Origin of the sequence: Micromonospora chaiyaphumensis (assembly GCF_900091435.1) — a bacterium.
GTDB lineage: Bacteria > Actinomycetota > Actinomycetes > Mycobacteriales > Micromonosporaceae > Micromonospora > Micromonospora chaiyaphumensis.
Genome location: NZ_FMCS01000007.1, coordinates 68,182 through 84,980, shown reverse-complemented (window position 1 = coordinate 84,980; position 16,799 = coordinate 68,182). Strand labels below are relative to the sequence as shown.

Here is a 16,799-nt window from a genome sequence, read left to right as displayed (position 1 = left end):
CCCCGGGCGGTGTGCCGGGGTGATGATCGGCGTCCGTCCTGGTCAGCGCGCTGACCTCCGCCTCGGAGAGCCGATGAAGAGCCGTACCGCCGCCGTCGTGGTCGCGATCTGCGCCACCGCCGCCCTCACCGCCTGCGGTGACGACCCCGCCCCGGAGGGCGCTCAGGTCCCGGTGACCGCCACCGACACCAGTTGCGAGGTGGCCACGACCCTCTTCACCCCGGGCGCGGTCACCTTCGCGGTGACCAACCGGGGGCAGCAGGCCACCGGGGTCTACCTGTACGGCCGCGCGGAGGACGGGTTCACCAAGGTGGTCGCCGAGACGGCGGAGGTCGCACCGGGCAAGACCGGCGACCTGAGCGCCACCCTCGCCACCGGCCTGTACGAGGTCGCCTGCAAGCCCGGCCGGCAGGGCGACGGCGTGCGGGCCCGGATCACCGTCTCCGACGACGGCACCGTGGCCAGCGCCGCGGCCGAGACGGCGTACGACCGCGAGGTCGCCGTCGAGCTGACCGAGGCCGGGATCACCGGCGCGGACGGGCTGATCGCCGAGCCCGGAGAGAAGATCCAGCTCAAGGTGACCAACAAGATCAACGACCCCCGGACGCTGAACGTGCTCAACCCGGACGGCAAGCGGGTCGGGCAGGTCAAGGTGGCGGCGAACGGGACGGCCGTGGGGGTCGTGACGCTCGGTGGAGCCGGCACCTGGGCCCTGAGGGCCAAGGGCGACGGCGTTCCCTCGGTGACCAAGCGGCTCGTGGTGCGCTGACCGGTGACTCCGGCCACGCGCCGCACGGAGCGGGGTCGCGGCGCGTCCCGGGCGGTCTAGTGTTCGCCCGGGGCCGCCCGCCCCGCCGCCCGCCGCACCGGCCCGGCGTCGCCCCGCTCACCGGGAGGATCCCCGCCCATGCGCGCCACCGTGATCCACGGTCCGAACGACATCCGGGTCGAGGAGGTGCCCGACGCCGCCGTCCGTACCGCCACCGACGCCGTCGTCCGCACCGTGCTGGCCTGCATCTGCGGCAGCGACCTGTGGGCGTACCGGGGGGTGGCGCAGCGGCAGCCGGGTCAGCGCATCGGGCACGAGTTCCTCGGCGTGGTCGAGGCGGTCGGCGCCGAGGTCGCCTCGGTGCGGGTCGGCGACCTCGTGGTGGCGCCGTTCGTCTGGTCCGACGGCACCTGCGACTTCTGCCGCGAGGGGCTGCACACGTCCTGCCCGCACGGCGGCTTCTGGGGGTCCGTCGGCTCCGACGGCGGTCAGGGCGAGGCCGTCCGGGTCCCGTACGCCGACGGCACCCTCGTGAAGCTGCCCGCCGAGGCGGCCGGCGACCAGCGGCTGCTCACTGCGCTGCTGGCGCTCTCCGACGTGCTGGCCACCGGCCATCACGCCGCGCTCGCCGCCCGGGTCCGCCCCGGCGCCACCGTCGCCGTGGTCGGCGACGGCGCGGTCGGGCTCTGCGGGGTGCTCGCCGCGAAGCGGCTCGGCGCGGAGCAGATCATCGCGCTGGGCCGGCACACCGCCCGCACCGACATCGCCCGCTCCTTCGGAGCCACCGACGTGGTGGCGGAGCGCGGCGAGGCGGCGATCGCCGCGGTGCGGGAGCTGACCAGGGGGCAGGGCGCGCACGCCGTGCTGGAGGCGGTCGGCACCGAGGACTCGATGCGGACCGCGATCTCCATCGCCCGCGACGGCGGCGCCGTCGGCTACGTGGGCGTCCCGCACGGCGGCAGCGCCGGGGTGGACATCGGCCAGATGTTCGACCGCAACGTGGCCCTCGCCGGTGGCGTCGCGCCGGCCCGGGCCTACATCCCGGAACTGCTGGCCGACGTGCTGGCCGGCACCATCGACCCGTCCCCGGTCTTCGACCGGTCGGTGACCCTCGACGGGGTGCCGGAGGGCTACCGGGCCATGGACGAGCGGACCGCGCTGAAGGTGCGTATCACCTTCTGACCCGCGGCGGCCGCGGATAGGGGTGTCTCCCCTGGTGAGCGGCGTGGTTCGTGCCGTACGGTGCTCGCCGTGACCGCGCACGATCTTGTCCCGCCCGGCCCGGTGGCCGTGCTCACCAACCCGACGGCCGGCCGGGGACGGCACCGTGGCCTGCTGCCCCGGCTGCTGGAGCGGCTGGGCGGCGCCGGCCGGCCGGTCGAGCTGCTGGCGGCGCGTACCCCGGAGGAGGCGGAGGCGGCGTGCCACGCCGCGGTCGCGGGTGGCGCCGGGGCGCTGGTCGCGGTCGGCGGGGACGGCACCGTGCACCGGGCGTTGCAGGCGGTCGCCGGCACGGCGGTGCCGTTCGGTCCGGTGCCCGCCGGCACGGGCAACGACTTCGCCGTGGACACCGGCTTCCCGGCCGACCCCCTCGCCGCCGCGGCGGTGATCGCCGACGCGCTGCGCGCCGGCCGCACCCACCCGGTCGATCTGGCCCGGCTCACCACCCCGGGCGGCGGCGACCGCTGGTACGGCGCCGTCCTGGCCGCGGGCTTCGACGCGATCGTCAACGAGCGGGCCAACCGGATGCGCTGGCCGCGCGGCCCGCGCCGCTACGACCTGGCCATCCTGGTCGAGCTGGCCCGGCTGCGGCCGCGTCGCTACCGGTTGCGCCTGGACGGCGTGGAGCACGAGCTGGATGCCGTGCTGGTGGCGGTCGGCAACGCGGCCAGCTACGGCGGCGGCATGCGGATCTGCCCCGACGCCGACCCGCACGACGGCCTGCTGGACGTGGTGGTGGGCGGCCGCTTCGACCGGCGCACCCTCATGCGGGTCAAGCCCCGCATCTACGAGGGCACCCACGTCACGCACCCGCTGGTCCGCAGCTACCGGGCCCGGACCGTCGAGCTGGACGCCGAGGGCATCACCACGTACGTCGACGGGGAGCGGGCGTTCGACCTTCCGGTGCGGGTCAGCGCGGTGCCGGCGGCGGTGCGGCTGCTGCGCTGACCAGCGCGCCGCCCTCGGCGCCCGTCCCGGCGGGCGGCGGCGCGGCGGCCGGGGTGCCGGCCCGTACCGCGCCGATGCTCGCGGCGATCACCAGGGCGATGGCCAGCACCTCCACCGGGTGCAGCGCCTGGCCGAGCACCAGCCAGCCGGCCAGCGCCGCGATGGCCGGCCCGAGGCTCATGAGCACGGCGAAGGTCGCCGTGGGCAGCCGCCGCAGCGCCAGCAGCTCCAGGGTGTACGGCAGCACCGACGCGAGCAGGGCCAGCCCGGTGCCGAGCCCCAGCACCGCCGGGTGCCACAGCCGGCCCCCCGAGCCCACCAGCCCGATCGGCAGGGTGATCAGTGCGGCCACCGCGAGCGCCAGGGCCAGCCCGTCGGCCCGCGGGAACCGCCCGCCCACCCGGGCCGAGCAGACGATGTACGCGGCCCACAGCGCGCCCGCCGCCAGCGCCAGCGCGGCGCCGACCGGGTCCAGCCGGTCGAACCCGCCCTGGCCGAGCAGGGCCACGCCGGCCAGCGCCAGCCCGGCCCAGCACCAGGCGGCCAGCCGCCGGGCGGTGACCACGGACAGCGCCAGCGGCCCGAGCACCTCCAGGGTCACGGCCGGTCCCAGCGGGATCCGCTCGATCGCCTGGTAGAAGATCGAGTTCATGCCGGCCAGGGCCAGCCCGAAGGCGACCACGGCCGCCCAGTCGCCCCGGCCGTGCCCCCGCAACCGGGGACGGCACACGGCCAGCATCAGCAGCGCGCCGATCGTCAACCGCAGGGTGACGGCGCCCGCCACCCCGGTACGCGGGAACAGCAGCGCGGCCACCGCCGAGCCGAACTGCACCGACAGCGCCCCGCCGAGCACCAGCCCGACCGCGCCGAGCCGGCCGCCGGAGAGCCGTCCGGCGAGCCGGGGACGAAAGGAGCGGTCGGACGTCATGCCGTTACGCTAGCGCCGCTGGTCAGCCGGGATGCCGCCGGGCCGCCCGGCGTCCGGGCGCCCGCCCCCGCCCGGTGCCGTCAGTTCCGCAGCGCCAGGTCCAGCACGGCGCCCAGCCCGTTCGGCCGGCCCGGGTCGGCGCAGGGCAGCACCAGCACGGCGCAGCCGGCGGCCACGGCCCCCGCGTCGGCGCGGGTGTCGCCCACCATGAGCGTGCGCTCCGGGTCCACGCCGAGCATGCCGCACGCCCGCAGGAAGATCCCCGGGTCGGGCTTGCAGCGCCCCACCTCGTACGACAGGGCCCAGGCGTCGACCAGTTCGTCGAGCTTCCACGCGGCGAACAGCGGCCGGAGGTCGAAGCCGATGTTGCTGACCACCGCCACCTTCACCCCGGCCTCCCGGAGCGCGCCGAGCACCGGCTCGGTGTCCGGGTACGGCACCCAGCCCTCGGGGACCAGCACCCGCTCGTAGAGCGCGTCGGCGAACCCGTCGATGCCGGCGTCCACCGTCTCGGCCAGCCCCGTGTAGGCGCCCCGGTGGGCGTGCGGGTAGAGATCCCGGTCGGACCAGAGCTCGGCCAGCCGGGGCGGCACCCGGGCCGGCAGCGGCCCGCCCGCCCGGCCGGCCGTGAGCAGCCGGTCCGCCAGCGCGGTGGCCCGCACCCGGTCCAGCTCGACCCCGCAGGCCGCCGCGGCGGCGAGCACCCAGTCGCGCGGCTCCTCCACCTGCGCGAGGGTGCCGTGGAAGTCGAAGAGCACCGCCTCCACGGGCCGACGGGACGGGCTCGGGCGGACGGCGTCGTCGGCGCCGCTCGAGACTCGGGGCGGTTCGGCATGATCCGGCACGTCGTGCACCCTACCGACCCGCTCCGACCCACCTGCCGGACGGCCTTGGCCGGTGGTCGTCGTGCGCACCGATTAATCTTGGGGACATGTCGAGCCCCGCCGAGCGGTACGCCGCGGCGCGCCGCCGGGCCGCGCAGGCCTCCGCCTTCCCGGCCCTGGACGAATTCGCCCGCGACCTGGGGTTCGACCTCGACGACTTCCAGCGGGAGGCGTGCGAGGCCCTGGAACGGGGAAGCGGTGTGCTGGTCTGCGCCCCCACCGGCGCCGGCAAGACCGTGGTGGGCGAGTTCGCCGTACACCTGGCGCTGCGCGGCACGCCCGGGAAGCCGGCGGCCGCCGACGGCGGCGGGGGGCCGACCACCCGGCGCAAGTGCTTCTACACCACGCCGATCAAGGCGCTGTCCAACCAGAAGTACCACGACCTGGTCGACCGCTACGGCGCCGAGCAGGTCGGCCTGCTCACCGGCGACAACGCGATCAACGGCGACGCGCCCGTGGTGGTGATGACCACCGAGGTGCTGCGCAACATGCTCTACGCCGGCTCGGCGACCCTCGAGGGCCTGGCCTACGTGGTGATGGACGAGGTGCACTACCTCGCCGACCGGTTCCGCGGCGGTGTGTGGGAAGAGGTGATCATTCACCTGCCCGCCTCGGTCACGCTCGTCTCGCTCTCCGCCACCGTCTCCAACGCCGAGGAGTTCGCCGACTGGCTGGTCACCGTGCGCGGCGAGACCGCCGTGGTGGTCAGCGAGCACCGCCCGGTGCCGCTCTGGCAGCACATGCTGGTCGGCAAGCGGATGTTCGACCTGTTCCACGACGCCGACGCGGCCCGCAAGCACGACGTCCACCCCGAGCTGCTGCGCTACACCCGGGACACGGTGCGCCGGCTGGAGCTGGGGGAGGGGCGCAGCGCCGGTCCCGGCGCGGGCCGGCGCGGGCCCCGCTGGCGCGGCCCGATGCGCCCCGACATCGTCGAGCGGCTGGACCGGGAGAACCTGCTCCCGGCGATCCTGTTCATCTTCAGCCGGGCGGGCTGCCAGGCGGCCGTCCAGCAGTGCCTGGCCGCCGGGCTGCGGCTCACCTCGCCCGAGGAGCGCGCCGAGATCCGCGAGGTGGTCGAGGCGCGGATCACCGCCATCCCGGGCGAGGACCTGACCGTGCTGGGCTACTGGGAGTGGCTCGACGGGTTGGAGCGTGGGCTCGCCGCCCACCACGCGGGCATGCTGCCCGCCTTCAAGGAGGTCGTCGAGGAGCTGTTCGTCCGCGGCCTGGTCAAGGCGGTCTTCGCCACGGAGACGCTCGCGCTGGGTATCAACATGCCGGCCCGCTGCGTGGTGCTGGAGCGCCTCGTCAAGTTCAACGGCGAGGCGCACGTCGACCTCACCCCGGGCGAATACACGCAGCTCACCGGGCGGGCGGGCCGGCGCGGCATCGACGTCGAGGGGCACGCCGTGGTGGTCTGGTCGCCGGAGACCGACCCCCGCCACGTCGCCGGTCTCGCCTCCACCCGTACCTACCCGCTGCGGTCCAGCTTCCGACCCTCCTACAACATGGCCGTCAACCTGGTCGGCACCGTCGGCGCGGAGCCGGCCCGGGCCCTGCTGGAGTCGTCCTTCGCGCAGTTCCAGGCCGACCGGTCGGTGGTCGGGCTGGCCCGGCAGGTACAGCGCAACACCGAGACCATCGAGGCGTACGGCGCCGAGGCCGCCTGCCACCACGGTGACTTCGATGAGTACTTCGCCCTGCGGGTGGCCATCGCCGACCGGGAGCGCGCCATCGCGCGGCAGGGCCAGACCCAGCGCAAGGCGGCGGCCGTGGCCTCGCTGGAGCGGTTGCGGGTGGGCGACGTGATCCGGGTGCCGTCGGGCCGTCGGGCCGGCCTGGCGGTGGTGCTCGACCCGGCCACCGGCGGCTTCGGCGAGCCCCGCCCGCTGGTGCTCACGCAGGACCGGTGGGCCGGGCGGGTCAGCCCCGGCGACTTCACCACCCCGGCCGAGGTGCTCGCCCGGATCCGGGTGCCCAAGCACTTCAACCACCGCTCGCCGGCGGCCCGCCGCGACCTGGCGGCCGAGGTCAGCGGCACCGGCCTCGATCGGCACGGCGGCCGGCGCGGTGGCCGCTCCCGGCAGGCGGTCGGCGAGGACCACCGGCTCAGCCAGCTCCGCACCGAGCTGCGCCGGCACCCCTGCCACGCCTGCCCCGAGCGGGAGGAGCACGCCCGCTGGGCCGAGCGGCGGCGCCGCCTGGAACGCGACACCGAGGAGCTGCGCCAGCGGGTGGCCGGGCGGACCGGCTCGCTGGCCCGTACCTTCGACCGGATCGTCGCGCTGCTGACCGCGCGCGGCTACCTGTCCGCCGACGGCGAGGTCACCGACGCCGGCCGGATGCTGGGTCGGATCTGGACCGAGGCCGACCTGCTGGTCGCCGAGTGCCTGCGCCGCAAGGTGTGGGACGGGCTCTCCCCGGCCGAGCTGGCCGCCGCTGTCTCGGTGGTGGTCTTCGAGGCTCGCCGGGACGTCGACGAGCGGGCCTCGCTGCCGCGCGGCGCGGTCGTCGACGCGGTTGACGAGACGCTGAAGCTGTGGGGCGACATCGAGGCGGACGAGGCCTCCCGGGGTTTGACGGTCACCCGTGAGCCCGACCTCGGCTTCGCCTGGCCGATCTACCGCTGGGCCCGCGGTGAGGCCCTCGCCAAGGTGCTCGCCAGCGGGCACCAGTTCGACGGCGAGATGCCGGCCGGCGACTTCGTCCGCTGGGCCCGCCAGGTGGTCGATCTGCTCGGCCAGCTCGCCGACTCGGGGGGCGCCTCCGCCGACCTGCGCTCCACCGCCCGGCAGGCGATCGCGGCGGTCAACCGCGGGGTGCTGGCCTACCACGCCGCCGCCTGATCATCACTTCCGGTCAGCGCGGCCGGAGAATCGACGCACCGCTCTGTCACTGTGACACCACCGCCCGGAACATCCGGGGGCGGTGTCACGCCGGTTCGGCGGCACCCCGATGATTGCCGAGGCGCAAGTGTTACGCGCCGGTAGCCCAACTGGGGGGAAGGCCGTCGTGGCAGAGATCAATCACTTCGAGTACGGGTGGATCACCCCCGCGCTCAGTTACGCGCTCTCCGTGCTCGGCTCGGCGCTCGGGCTGGTCTGCGCCGGGCGGATCCGGACCGCGACCGGCGCCGGCCAGCGGGCCTGGTGGGGGCTGCTGGCCGCGTGGGCACTGGGCGGTACGGCGATCTGGGCCATGCACTTCGTGGCGATGCTCGGCTTCGCCGTCACGGGCACCCGGATCCGGTACGACATCCCGCTGACCGCCGCCAGCACGGCGATCGCCGTGGCCGCCGTCGGCATCGGCCTGGCCATCGTGGGCACCGGCCGGCTCTCGGCGGTCCGGGTGATCGCCGGCGGCCTGTTCACCGGCGTCGGGGTGGCCGCCATGCACTACACGGGGATGGCCGCGCTCCGCCTGGACGGCACCCTCGACTACGACCGGGAGCGGGTCGCGCTCTCGGTGGCCATCGCCGTGGTGGCGGCCACGGTGGCGCTCTGGCTCTCGATGACCGTGCGCCGGGGCCTGGCCATCGCCGTCTCCGCCCTGGTCATGGGCATCGCCGTCAACGGCATGCACTTCACCGGGATGAGCGCCCTGTCGGTGCACCCGCACGAGCCGCGCGGCGAGCTGGCCGGCACCGCGGTGGGCGGCCTGCTGGTGCCGATCCTCCTGGCCGTGGTCCTCGGCGTCGTCGGGCTGGTCTACGCGCTGCTGGCGGCGCCGACCGACGACGACCGTGCCGGCCTCGCGTATCTGGACTCGCGGCGGGACGGGCTGCCGGAGGCCGACGCGGGGGAGCCCGCGCCGGACCCGGTCGGCCTGCGCGCCCGGTCCACCCTGGGGCAGCCGGGAACCCCGTTCCCGTCCCGCCGCCGCTGACCGCTTTCGGTCGGTCAGGGGGCGCGGGATCTATCGCTCGGTCAGCCGCGCGGCAGCGCGAGCGCGTCCACGAGGCGCCGGCACGACCCGGCCAGGTTCCACCGCTGCGCCAGCTCCAGCAGCCGGTCGGAATCCGCCGGCGCCGTGGGCAACGCGGTGGACAGTTCCGGCAGCGGCACGTCGAGGGCGACCCGGACCACCTTCGGCGCGACGGCCAGGTAGTCCCGGGCCGCGTTGAGCTTGGTGCGCAGCCCCGGGGCGAAGCCCGAGCCCGGGTCGTCCAGGGCGGCCAGGATGCCGGGCAGGCCGTCGTAGCGCTCGATGAGGCGGGCCGCCGTCTTCTCGCCCACCCCCGGCACGCCGGGCAGGCCGTCGCTCGGGTCGCCGCGCAGTGCCGCGAAGTCGGCGTAGCGGTCGGCGGGCACCCCGTAGCGGGCGCGGACCGCGGTGTCGTCGCAGTCGTCGAGCTTGGCCACGCCCCGGCCGACGTAGAGCAGGCGCACCTGGCGGGCGTCGTCGACGAGCTGGAACAGGTCGCGGTCGCCGGAGACCACCTCCACGGGGCCGGGCTGGGTCACCGAGAGGGTGCCGAGCACGTCGTCGGCCTCGTAGCCGGTGGCGCCGACCGCGGTGATGCCGAACGCGTCGAGCACCTCCAGGATCATCGGCACCTGCGGGGAGAGCGTGTCCGGCACGACCTCGCCGCCCTGCGGCGCGACCCGGTGTGCCTTGTACGACGGCAGCAGCTCCACCCGCCACGCCGGCCGCCAGTCGTAATCGAGCGCGCACACCATCCGGTCGGGCCGGCGGGTGCGCACCAGCTGGGCCAGCATGTCGAGGAAGCCACGCACGGCGTTGACCGGCTGGCCGTCGGCCGTCTTCGCCGCCGACTCGGGAATGCCGAAGTAGGCGCGGAAGTAGAGGCTCGGGGAGTCGATCAGCAGGATCGGGGGTCGGTTCGCCACGCCGACAGCCTGGCACACCCCACCGACGAGGTGGGGGACCGGCAACCCCACGCCGCTCGGGAAACCGGGGGGCGCGGGCGGCGTGCGGTGCGCAGACTGGCGGGGTGACGTTCGTACCCGGGCTGACCCTGGCGCACCGGTTCCACGACGAGGTGGTCGCCCCGCTGCTGGCCCGCCGGCTGCCCGGCCTGCGCTACGCGGCCGGGCTGCTCGACGGCGGCTCGGAGCTGCTCGGCCTGGACACGCCCCGGTCGACCGACCACGACTGGGGGCCGCGGACGCAGCTCTTCGTCGCCACGGCGGCCGAGGTGGCGCCGGTGCGGGCGGTCCTCGACGCGGAGCTGCCGACCGAGTTCCTCGGCTGGCCGACCCGGTTCACCGGCGGCCCGACCGTCCGGCTCGGCGTGGCCCGCGCCGACGGCGAGCGGCACGGGGTGAGCGTCGACGAGCTGGGGGCGTGGTTGCGCGACCGGCTCGGCGGGGATCCGCTGGCCGGGATGACGACGGCGGACTGGCTGGCCGCGCCCACGCAGCGGCTCGCCGAGCTGACCGGCGGGGCGGTGTTCCACGACGGGCTGGACGGGGCGCTCACCGCCGTCCGGGCCCGGCTGGCGTGGTATCCGGACGACGTCTGGCGGCACGTGCTGGCGGCCGGGTGGCAGCGGGTCGGCCAGGCCGAGCACCTGGCCGGCCGCTGCGCCGAGGTCGGCGACGAGCTGGGCAGCCGGGTGGTGACCGCCGGGCTGGCCCGCGACCTGATGCGGCTCGGCCTGCTGCTGCATCGCCGCTGGCCCCCGTACGCGAAATGGCTCGGCACGGTCTTCGCCACGCTGCCGGCGTCGGCGCCGCTGGTGGACGCACTGGCCACCGCCCTCGGCCCGGACGGGTGGCCCCGGCGGCAGGCCGGGCTGGTCCGGGCGCTGGAGACGGTCGCGACCTGGACCAACGACACCGGCCTGGCCGCGCCGGTCGACCCGGCCGCGCGACCGTTCCACGACCGGCCGTTCCTGGTTCTCGACGCCGAGCGGTTCACGGGCGCGTTGCGGGCCGCGATCACCGACCCGGTGCTGCGCGAACGCCCGCCGGTGGGCGGGGTGGACCAGTACCTCGACAACGTCGACGTGCTCACCCACCCGGACCGGGCCCGGCGGGTCGCCGCCGCCGTCCTCCCGGACTGAGCACCGACGGTCCGGCCGGCGACGAACCCGCGCAGGGCCCGCGCCGGCGCACAGCCGTCGAACGGAATCCACGCCGGGTCCGCCGCCGGCCGCCCGGGCGTCAGACGGAGCTCGCCGGAGCCTCCTGCCGGTGCCGCGCGAACTCCCACGGGTCGTGCGCGGAGACCACGTCGATCTGGTCCGGCTGCTCGGCGAGGAGGGCGCGGAGCCGGTCCACGTTGCGCAGCCGCAGCGGGCGGTCCGTCTCGACGGACGCCTGCAGGGCGTCGAACGCCGGCGGGGTCGGCGGCAGGCCGGCCTGGACCTCCCCGCGGTAGAAGTAGGCGTCGCCGGCGTGGACCAGCCACGCCGAGCCGCCGCCGGTGGGGCGTCGCACCGCCACGGCGACGTGTCCCGGGGTGTGCCCGGCCAGCGGCACCAGCAGGATCTCCGGCGGCAGGCCGGCGAGCTGCTGGACCCCGTCGAAGCCCAGCCAGCGCTCCCCGTCGGCGCCGGAGTAGGTGAGCCAGTGCGGGTCGTGCGCCCAGTGCGCCGACAGGTAGCGGTCGTGGCCGACGACGGTGGCGGCGTGGTGCTCGGCCTCGTGCAGGTGCACGCGCGCGTGCGGGAAGTCGGCGAGCCCGCCGGTGTGGTCCCGGTGCAGGTGGGTCACGACGACGTGGCGGACGTCGTCCGGCGCGTACCCGAGCCGCTGGACCTGGCGGACGGCGGTCTCCTCCGGGTCGAGGACGGGCTGGGCCCACGCGAGGAAGTCCGGCCCGAGCCGCCGCTGCGGGTCCCGGACGTCGAGCGTGCCGTAACCGGTCTCGACGAGCACCAGGCCGGCGGAGTCGGTCTCGACGAGCAGGCAGTGGCAGACTGCGGGCAACGGCCGGAGCGCGCCGTCCGGATCGGACGGCGGGGCGACCTCCCGCATGGATCCGCAGTTGAGATGGTGGATGCGCATGGTTCCCCCTGAGCTGGCGACGAACGGCCGTGCCGAACGCTAGGAGGCGGTCTCGTGACTCACCAAACGGTTGGCCACGACGGGGTGGATCTGCGCCGGCTCTGCTCCGGCCCGGACGCCCGCCCCGATCCGTCCTGCCCGGTCGAGGTCACCCTGGCCGCACTGCGCGGCCGCTGGACCGCCCTGGTGATCGGCGCGGTCGCCCGCGGGCCGCACTCGTTCACCGACCTCGCGCACGCGCTGCCGGCCCTGTCGGACAAGGTGCTGACCGATCGCCTGCTCCAGCTGACCGCAGCCGGCGTGATCGCCCGCCACCGGACCGCATCGTGGCCGCCCCGGGTGACCTACACGCTCACCGGGCGCGGCCGGGAGCTGCTGCCGGTGCTCCGGGCCATGTGGGACTGGGGCGCGGCGGAGGCCGGCTAGCGGGGCTCAGCGTGCGGCGACGGGCTCCGGGGCGGTCGGCTCGTCGATCCGCAGGTCGGTCAGGTCGCGCAGGCGGCGTACCGGGGACAGCAGCAGCGCCAGGGGAGCGAGCACGGTGGCGGCGGCGAAGCAGAACAGCGTGACCCGGGCGCCGGCCAGTCCGGCGAGCGCCCCGGCGAGCAGCCCGCCGACCGGGATGGCGCCCCAGGAGACGAACCGCACGGTCGCCATGACCCGGGACAGCAGCTCGGGCGGGCTCGCGGTCTGCCGGTAGGTGCGGGTGGTCACGCTGAGCACCACCACGCCGCCGGCGAAGACCACGTTGCCGGCCGCGAACGCCAGGTACGCGGGCCAGCCGACGCCCAACGGGACCACGAATGCGCCGCCGACGGACACCAGGCACGCGACCAGCAGCGACCGGGCGGTGCCCCACCGTCGGGTGATCCACGGGGTCAGGGTCGCGCCGACCAGCGAGCCGACCCCCTCGACCGCGAGCAGCACACCGACCAGCGCGGCCGGTGCGTGCAGCTCCCGGACCAGGTAGAGCGGGTAGACGGCGAGCTGCGCCCCGCAGACGAAGTTGACGGCCGTGGCCGTCCACATGGTCGGTCCCATCACCGGGTGGCGGGTGACGTACCGCCAGCCCTCGCCGATCATGGCGCGGACCGGGGGCCACCGGTCCGGAGCGTCGACCCGGCGCGCGGGCAGCGACCCGAGCAGCGCGGCGGAGACCAGGTAGCTGGCCGCGTCGACCAGCACGGCCGGCACCGCGCCGAGGGCCTGCACCGCCACGCCGCCCAGGGAGGGCCCGCTGAGCTGGGTGGCGGCGTGGGTGGCCGAGGTGAGGCTGTTGCGGGAGTGCAGCTGGTCGCGGCTCACGATGGCCGGTAGGAAGGTGGCGTTGGCGACGTCGAACAGCACGTTGGCGAAGCTGACCACCAGCGCCACGACGACCAGCTGGGCGACGGTGAGCCGGCCCCACCACCAGGCGAGCGGCACCGAGGCCACCGCGGCGGCCCGGGCCAGGTCGGCGCCGACCTGCGCGCCGCGCAGCGGCAGCCGCTGGACGATCACGCCGGCGGGCAGCCCGATCACCAGCCAGGCGACGTAGCTGGCGGCGGCCACCAGGCCCATCTCGAACGCGGACGCGTCCAGCACGGTCAACGCGGTCAGCGGCAACGCGACCGCACCGACCGCCGACCCCACCGAGCTGGTGGTGCCGGCGGTCCACCAGCGCCAGAACACCCCGGCCCCCTGCCCGACGGACATGCCGCCAACCCCCGATCCGAAGCCAGTGAGTTCCAATCTGAAACGGACTATAGTCGAGGCCTCGGGTCGAGCGGGAGGTGGGATGTGAGACGGGCGGACCTCGGCGACGCCGACTGCGGCATCGCGCAGGCGCTCGGCGTGCTGGGCGACTGGTGGACGGTGCTGATCGTGCGCGAGATCGCCGGTGGCGTCACCCGGTTCGACGGGCTCCAGCGCGAACTGGGCGTCAGCCGGCGCGCGCTCACCGAGCGGCTGGGTGGGCTGGTCGCGCACGGCGTGCTGCGCCGCGAGCCGTACTCGGTGCACCCGCCGCGCCACGACTACCTGCTCACGCCCAAGGGGGAGGCCCTGCTGCCGGTGCTGGTGGCCCTCCAGGACTGGGGGACCCGGCACGTGATGGGCGACGGAGCGCTGACCGCGACCGCCGACGCGGACTCGGCCGAGGCGCGCCGGGCGCACCGGCTGGTCGGCCGCCGCGTACCCCCGATGAGCCTGCCCAGGCACGACGGCGGCGCGGAGCCGCCGGCGGTGCCCGGTCGATGGACCGTGCTCTACCTCTTCCCGGGGGCGTTCGCGCCGGGCACGCCGGCCCTGCCGCCGGCCTGGGGCGAGATCCCCGGTGCCGCCGGGTGCACGCTGGAGTCCCGGACGTACGCCGACCGGCACCCGCTGTTCCAGGCGGCCGGGGCGGAGGTGCGGGGTGTCAGCACCCAGCGTCCGGACCAGCTCGCCGCGTTCGCGGCGCACGCGCGGCTGCCGTACCCGCTGCTGTCCGACGAGGACGGTCGGCTCGCCGCGGGCCTGCTGCTGCCCACCTTCCGGGCCGGTGGCGTGGCCCGGTTCAAGCGGCTCACCCTGCTGCTGGACCCGGAGGCGGTGGTGCGGGCGGTGCAGTTCCCGGTCACCGACCCGGCCGGTTCGGTCGACGAGATGCTCGCCGAGGTGCGCCGCCGCACCGCCGCCGACGCGGCCCCGGGGTCCCGCCGGTCCTGACCTGCGGCCGCCGGCGGTCTCACCGGGACCGGTGGGACGACGTCCAGCCCTGCCGTTGCAGCCGTTCGATGCCGTCCAGCAGCAGGTCCAGCGCGAACTCGAACTCGAACTGGTCGTCACAGCCCGGCCCCACGACCGATTCGTCGTCGTGGGACGCCGCCCTGGCGATCTCCGCCACGTGCGGGAACGCGGCCGCGACCTCCGGTGGGAAGTCGGCCGCCGGCGGTTCCGGGTCGGGCGTGCCGGACCGGCCGGCGCGCCGGGAGGCGTCGAACAACTCCTGGCTGAAGCCCAGGATCCGGCTGCCCATCGCGTGCATCACGTGGTGCGCGAGGTCGACGGAGAACCCGCCGGCCCGGAACGTCCCGATCATCGAGTCGAGGTAGGCCAGGATGGCCGGCGTCGCCGTGTTGCGGGATTCGATGGCGAGGGGCGCCCAGGGGTGGCGCAGCAGCATCTCCCGCGCCGAGAGGATGCGCCGGCGGACGGCCTGCTTCCAGTCGCCGCCGGCCACGGCTGGGTCGATCTCGCCGACGACCACGTCGATCATGCCGGCGAGCAGTTCGTCCTTGTTGGCCACGTGCTTGTAGAGGGCCATGGGGACGACGCCCAGATCCTGGGCGAGGTTGCGCATGCTGAGGGACTCGATCCCGGCCTCGTCGGCGAGCGCGACGGCGGCGCGCAGGACCCGGTCCCTGCTCAGCGGCGTCCGGCGCAGCGTCTCAGCCTGCTCGGGCATCTCGCTCCTCGTCTTCCGGCGACGGTGCAAACCATAACGCCCTTGACGGGTGTACGCCGTACACCTACCGTGAGTGTACGGCGTACACCTAGGAGGGGACAATGAAGGCGATCGTTCAGGACCGGTACGGGCCCCCGGAGACGCTCGCCCTCGCGGAGGTGGACACGCCGGTGCCCGCCGCCGGCGAGGTGCTCGTGCGGGTGGAGGCCGCCGCGCTCAACGCGTACGACTGGCACGCCATGCGCGGCGACCCGCGGCTGGCGCGACTGTCGATGGGCCGGTCCCGTCCGCGGGCCCGCGTCCGTGGCCGCGACTTCGCGGGCCGCGTCGAGGCCGTGGGCGCCGACGTCCGGCAGGTGCGCCCGGGCGACGCCGTCTTCGGCGACCTCGGCGAGGCCAACGGCGCGTTCGCCGAGTACGTCTGCGTGCCCGCGACCCAGGTCGCGCCGAGGCCGGCGAACCTGACCCCGCAGCAGGCGGCCGCCCTGCCACTGGCCGGCATCACGGCGCTCATGGGGCTGCGCGACGTCGCGCGGGTCGAGCGCGGCCACCGCCTGCTCATCAACGGCGCCTCCGGCGGCGTCGGCACCCTGGCGGTCCAACTCGCCAAGGCGCTCGGTGCGACCGTGACCGCAGTGTGCAGCACCCGCAACGTGGACCTGGTCCGCTCGCTGGGCGCCGACCACGTCGTCGACTACACCCGCGACGACTTCGCCCGCGACACCCGCCGGCACGACGTCGTGTTCGACCTGGTGGGCAACCGCTCGCTCACCGCGCTCCGGCGGGTCCTGACCCCGACCGGGACGCTGGTGCTCTCCGGCGGGGGCGTCTACCGCGGCGGGAGTCTCGTCGGACCGGTCTGGCTCATCGCGCGGGGGCGGCTGCTGGCGCCCTTCGTCCGGCAGCGCATCGTCATCCTCGCGACGGCACCCAGCCGGCCGCACCTCGACGCGCTCCGGGCCCACGCCGAGGCCGGCCGCCTCACCCCGGTGATCGACCGGACCTATCCGCTCCGGGAGGTGCCCCAGGCCATGCGGTACCTCGAAGGAGAGCACGCGCGGGCGAAGGTCGTCATCGCCGTCTAGACGCCGGCGCCCGGCTCTCCGGGGCGCCACTCGTCGGCCAGCAGCGACCAGACCTCGATGTCGAGCCGTTCGCCGAGGAAGGGGAACGCCGCGCGCAGCACGCCCTCGCGGGTCATGCCCAGTCGCTGCGCCACCGCCCGGCTCCGTGCGTTGTGCGGCACGGTCCGCCATTCCACCCGGGCCAGACCGCGCTCGCCGACCGCCCAGTCGATCATCCGCTGGGCGGCCCGGGTCACCAGCCCCTGCCCCTCGGCCTCCGGCGCGAGCCAGACTCCGATCTCGCAGACTCCCGCCACGGCGTCGAAGGTACGGAACAGGGTGCCGCCCACCAGCTCGCCGTCCAGCCGAATGCCGTGGATGGAGCCCGCGTCGCGGGCCTGCGCGTCGGCGTAGCGCTGGAGGAACGCGCGGGCGGTGTCGGTGTCGGTGATCGTGTGCGCCCACGGCAGCCAGGGCGCGAGATGGGTGCGGGTGCGTGCCACGAAGTCGGCGAACTCCGCCGCCTGCCACGGGGCGAGCGGCTGCAGGCTGGCGCGGTCGGTGAGGGGAAGAGAGAACAC

At 75.6% G+C, this 16,799-nt stretch carries 16 protein-coding genes; 9 read left to right on the top strand and 7 right to left on the bottom strand.

The window, feature by feature from the left end:
* Nucleotides 1-73 precede the first annotated feature (73 nt).
* The 3 genes from GA0070214_RS19700 to GA0070214_RS19690 all read left to right on the top strand — a co-directional run bounded on the left by GA0070214_RS19700 (nt 74) and on the right by GA0070214_RS19690 (nt 2,938).
* Nucleotides 74-769 (top strand): hypothetical protein, encoded by a 696-nt coding sequence (locus GA0070214_RS19700; RefSeq protein WP_091265827.1) that lies wholly within the window; start codon nt 74-76, stop codon nt 767-769.
* A 138-nt stretch (nt 770-907) separates the two neighbouring features.
* A complete protein-coding gene (locus tag GA0070214_RS19695; protein WP_091265823.1) occupies nt 908-1,951 on the top strand; it encodes a zinc-dependent alcohol dehydrogenase family protein in 1,044 nt (347 codons plus the stop codon).
* Between the two features lie 60 nt (nt 1,952-2,011).
* Nucleotides 2,012-2,938: a diacylglycerol kinase gene (locus GA0070214_RS19690; RefSeq protein WP_091265820.1), complete on the top strand. Its 927-nt coding sequence runs from the start codon at nt 2,012-2,014 to the stop codon at nt 2,936-2,938.
* Here GA0070214_RS19690 and GA0070214_RS19685 read toward each other — a convergent pair.
* Nucleotides 2,901-3,866, bottom strand: a complete 966-nt coding sequence (locus GA0070214_RS19685; RefSeq protein ID WP_091265815.1) for an EamA family transporter — start codon at nt 3,864-3,866, stop codon at nt 2,901-2,903. The two genes, GA0070214_RS19690 and GA0070214_RS19685, sit on opposite strands and share 38 nt — an antisense overlap.
* A gap of 80 nt (nt 3,867-3,946) precedes the next feature.
* Nucleotides 3,947-4,711, bottom strand: a complete 765-nt coding sequence (locus GA0070214_RS19680; protein WP_091266619.1) for an HAD family hydrolase — start codon at nt 4,709-4,711, stop codon at nt 3,947-3,949.
* Nucleotides 4,712-4,797: 86 nt separating this feature from the next.
* Between GA0070214_RS19680 and GA0070214_RS19675 the strand changes: the two genes are divergently transcribed.
* A complete protein-coding gene (locus GA0070214_RS19675) occupies nt 4,798-7,599 on the top strand; it encodes a DEAD/DEAH box helicase (protein ID WP_091265811.1) in 2,802 nt (933 codons plus the stop codon).
* 166 nt (nt 7,600-7,765) lie between these two features.
* Nucleotides 7,766-8,638, top strand: a complete 873-nt coding sequence (locus GA0070214_RS19670; RefSeq protein ID WP_091265807.1) for an MHYT domain-containing protein — start codon at nt 7,766-7,768, stop codon at nt 8,636-8,638.
* Between the two features lie 41 nt (nt 8,639-8,679).
* Here GA0070214_RS19670 and GA0070214_RS19665 read toward each other — a convergent pair whose 3' ends face one another.
* On the bottom strand, nt 8,680-9,603 hold the full coding sequence (locus tag GA0070214_RS19665) for a 5'-3' exonuclease (RefSeq protein WP_091265805.1): 924 nt from the start codon (nt 9,601-9,603) through the stop codon (nt 8,680-8,682).
* A 104-nt stretch (nt 9,604-9,707) separates the two neighbouring features.
* Here GA0070214_RS19665 and GA0070214_RS19660 point away from each other — a divergent pair, with 104 nt between their 5' ends.
* Nucleotides 9,708-10,781, top strand: coding sequence for a DUF4037 domain-containing protein (locus GA0070214_RS19660; RefSeq protein WP_091265802.1), 1,074 nt, complete (start codon nt 9,708-9,710; stop codon nt 10,779-10,781).
* A gap of 100 nt (nt 10,782-10,881) precedes the next feature.
* On the opposite strand, the gene GA0070214_RS19655 is transcribed toward GA0070214_RS19660, so the two are convergent.
* On the bottom strand, nt 10,882-11,727 hold the full coding sequence (locus tag GA0070214_RS19655; protein ID WP_091265798.1) for an MBL fold metallo-hydrolase: 846 nt from the start codon (nt 11,725-11,727) through the stop codon (nt 10,882-10,884).
* Nucleotides 11,728-11,781: 54 nt separating this feature from the next.
* Here GA0070214_RS19655 and GA0070214_RS19650 point away from each other — a divergent pair, with 54 nt between their 5' ends.
* Nucleotides 11,782-12,153 (top strand): winged helix-turn-helix transcriptional regulator, encoded by a 372-nt coding sequence (locus GA0070214_RS19650; protein WP_091265795.1) that lies wholly within the window; start codon nt 11,782-11,784, stop codon nt 12,151-12,153.
* Nucleotides 12,154-12,159: 6 nt separating this feature from the next.
* On the opposite strand, the gene GA0070214_RS19645 is transcribed toward GA0070214_RS19650, so the two are convergent.
* Nucleotides 12,160-13,422: an MFS transporter gene (locus GA0070214_RS19645; RefSeq protein WP_091265791.1), complete on the bottom strand. Its 1,263-nt coding sequence runs from the start codon at nt 13,420-13,422 to the stop codon at nt 12,160-12,162.
* An 84-nt stretch (nt 13,423-13,506) separates the two neighbouring features.
* Between GA0070214_RS19645 and GA0070214_RS19640 the strand changes: the two genes are divergently transcribed.
* A complete protein-coding gene (locus tag GA0070214_RS19640; protein ID WP_091265788.1) occupies nt 13,507-14,415 on the top strand; it encodes a winged helix-turn-helix transcriptional regulator in 909 nt (302 codons plus the stop codon).
* A gap of 19 nt (nt 14,416-14,434) precedes the next feature.
* On the opposite strand, the gene GA0070214_RS19635 is transcribed toward GA0070214_RS19640, so the two are convergent.
* A complete protein-coding gene (locus GA0070214_RS19635; protein ID WP_091265785.1) occupies nt 14,435-15,154 on the bottom strand; it encodes a TetR/AcrR family transcriptional regulator in 720 nt (239 codons plus the stop codon).
* Nucleotides 15,155-15,255: 101 nt separating this feature from the next.
* Here GA0070214_RS19635 and GA0070214_RS19630 point away from each other — a divergent pair, with 101 nt between their 5' ends.
* Nucleotides 15,256-16,239, top strand: a complete 984-nt coding sequence (locus GA0070214_RS19630) for an NAD(P)-dependent alcohol dehydrogenase (protein ID WP_091265782.1) — start codon at nt 15,256-15,258, stop codon at nt 16,237-16,239.
* Here the strand turns inward: GA0070214_RS19630 and GA0070214_RS19625 are convergent.
* Complete coding sequence (locus GA0070214_RS19625) at nt 16,236-16,799, bottom strand: GNAT family N-acetyltransferase (RefSeq protein WP_091265779.1); 564 nt, start codon at nt 16,797-16,799, stop codon at nt 16,236-16,238. The two genes, GA0070214_RS19630 and GA0070214_RS19625, sit on opposite strands and share 4 nt — an antisense overlap.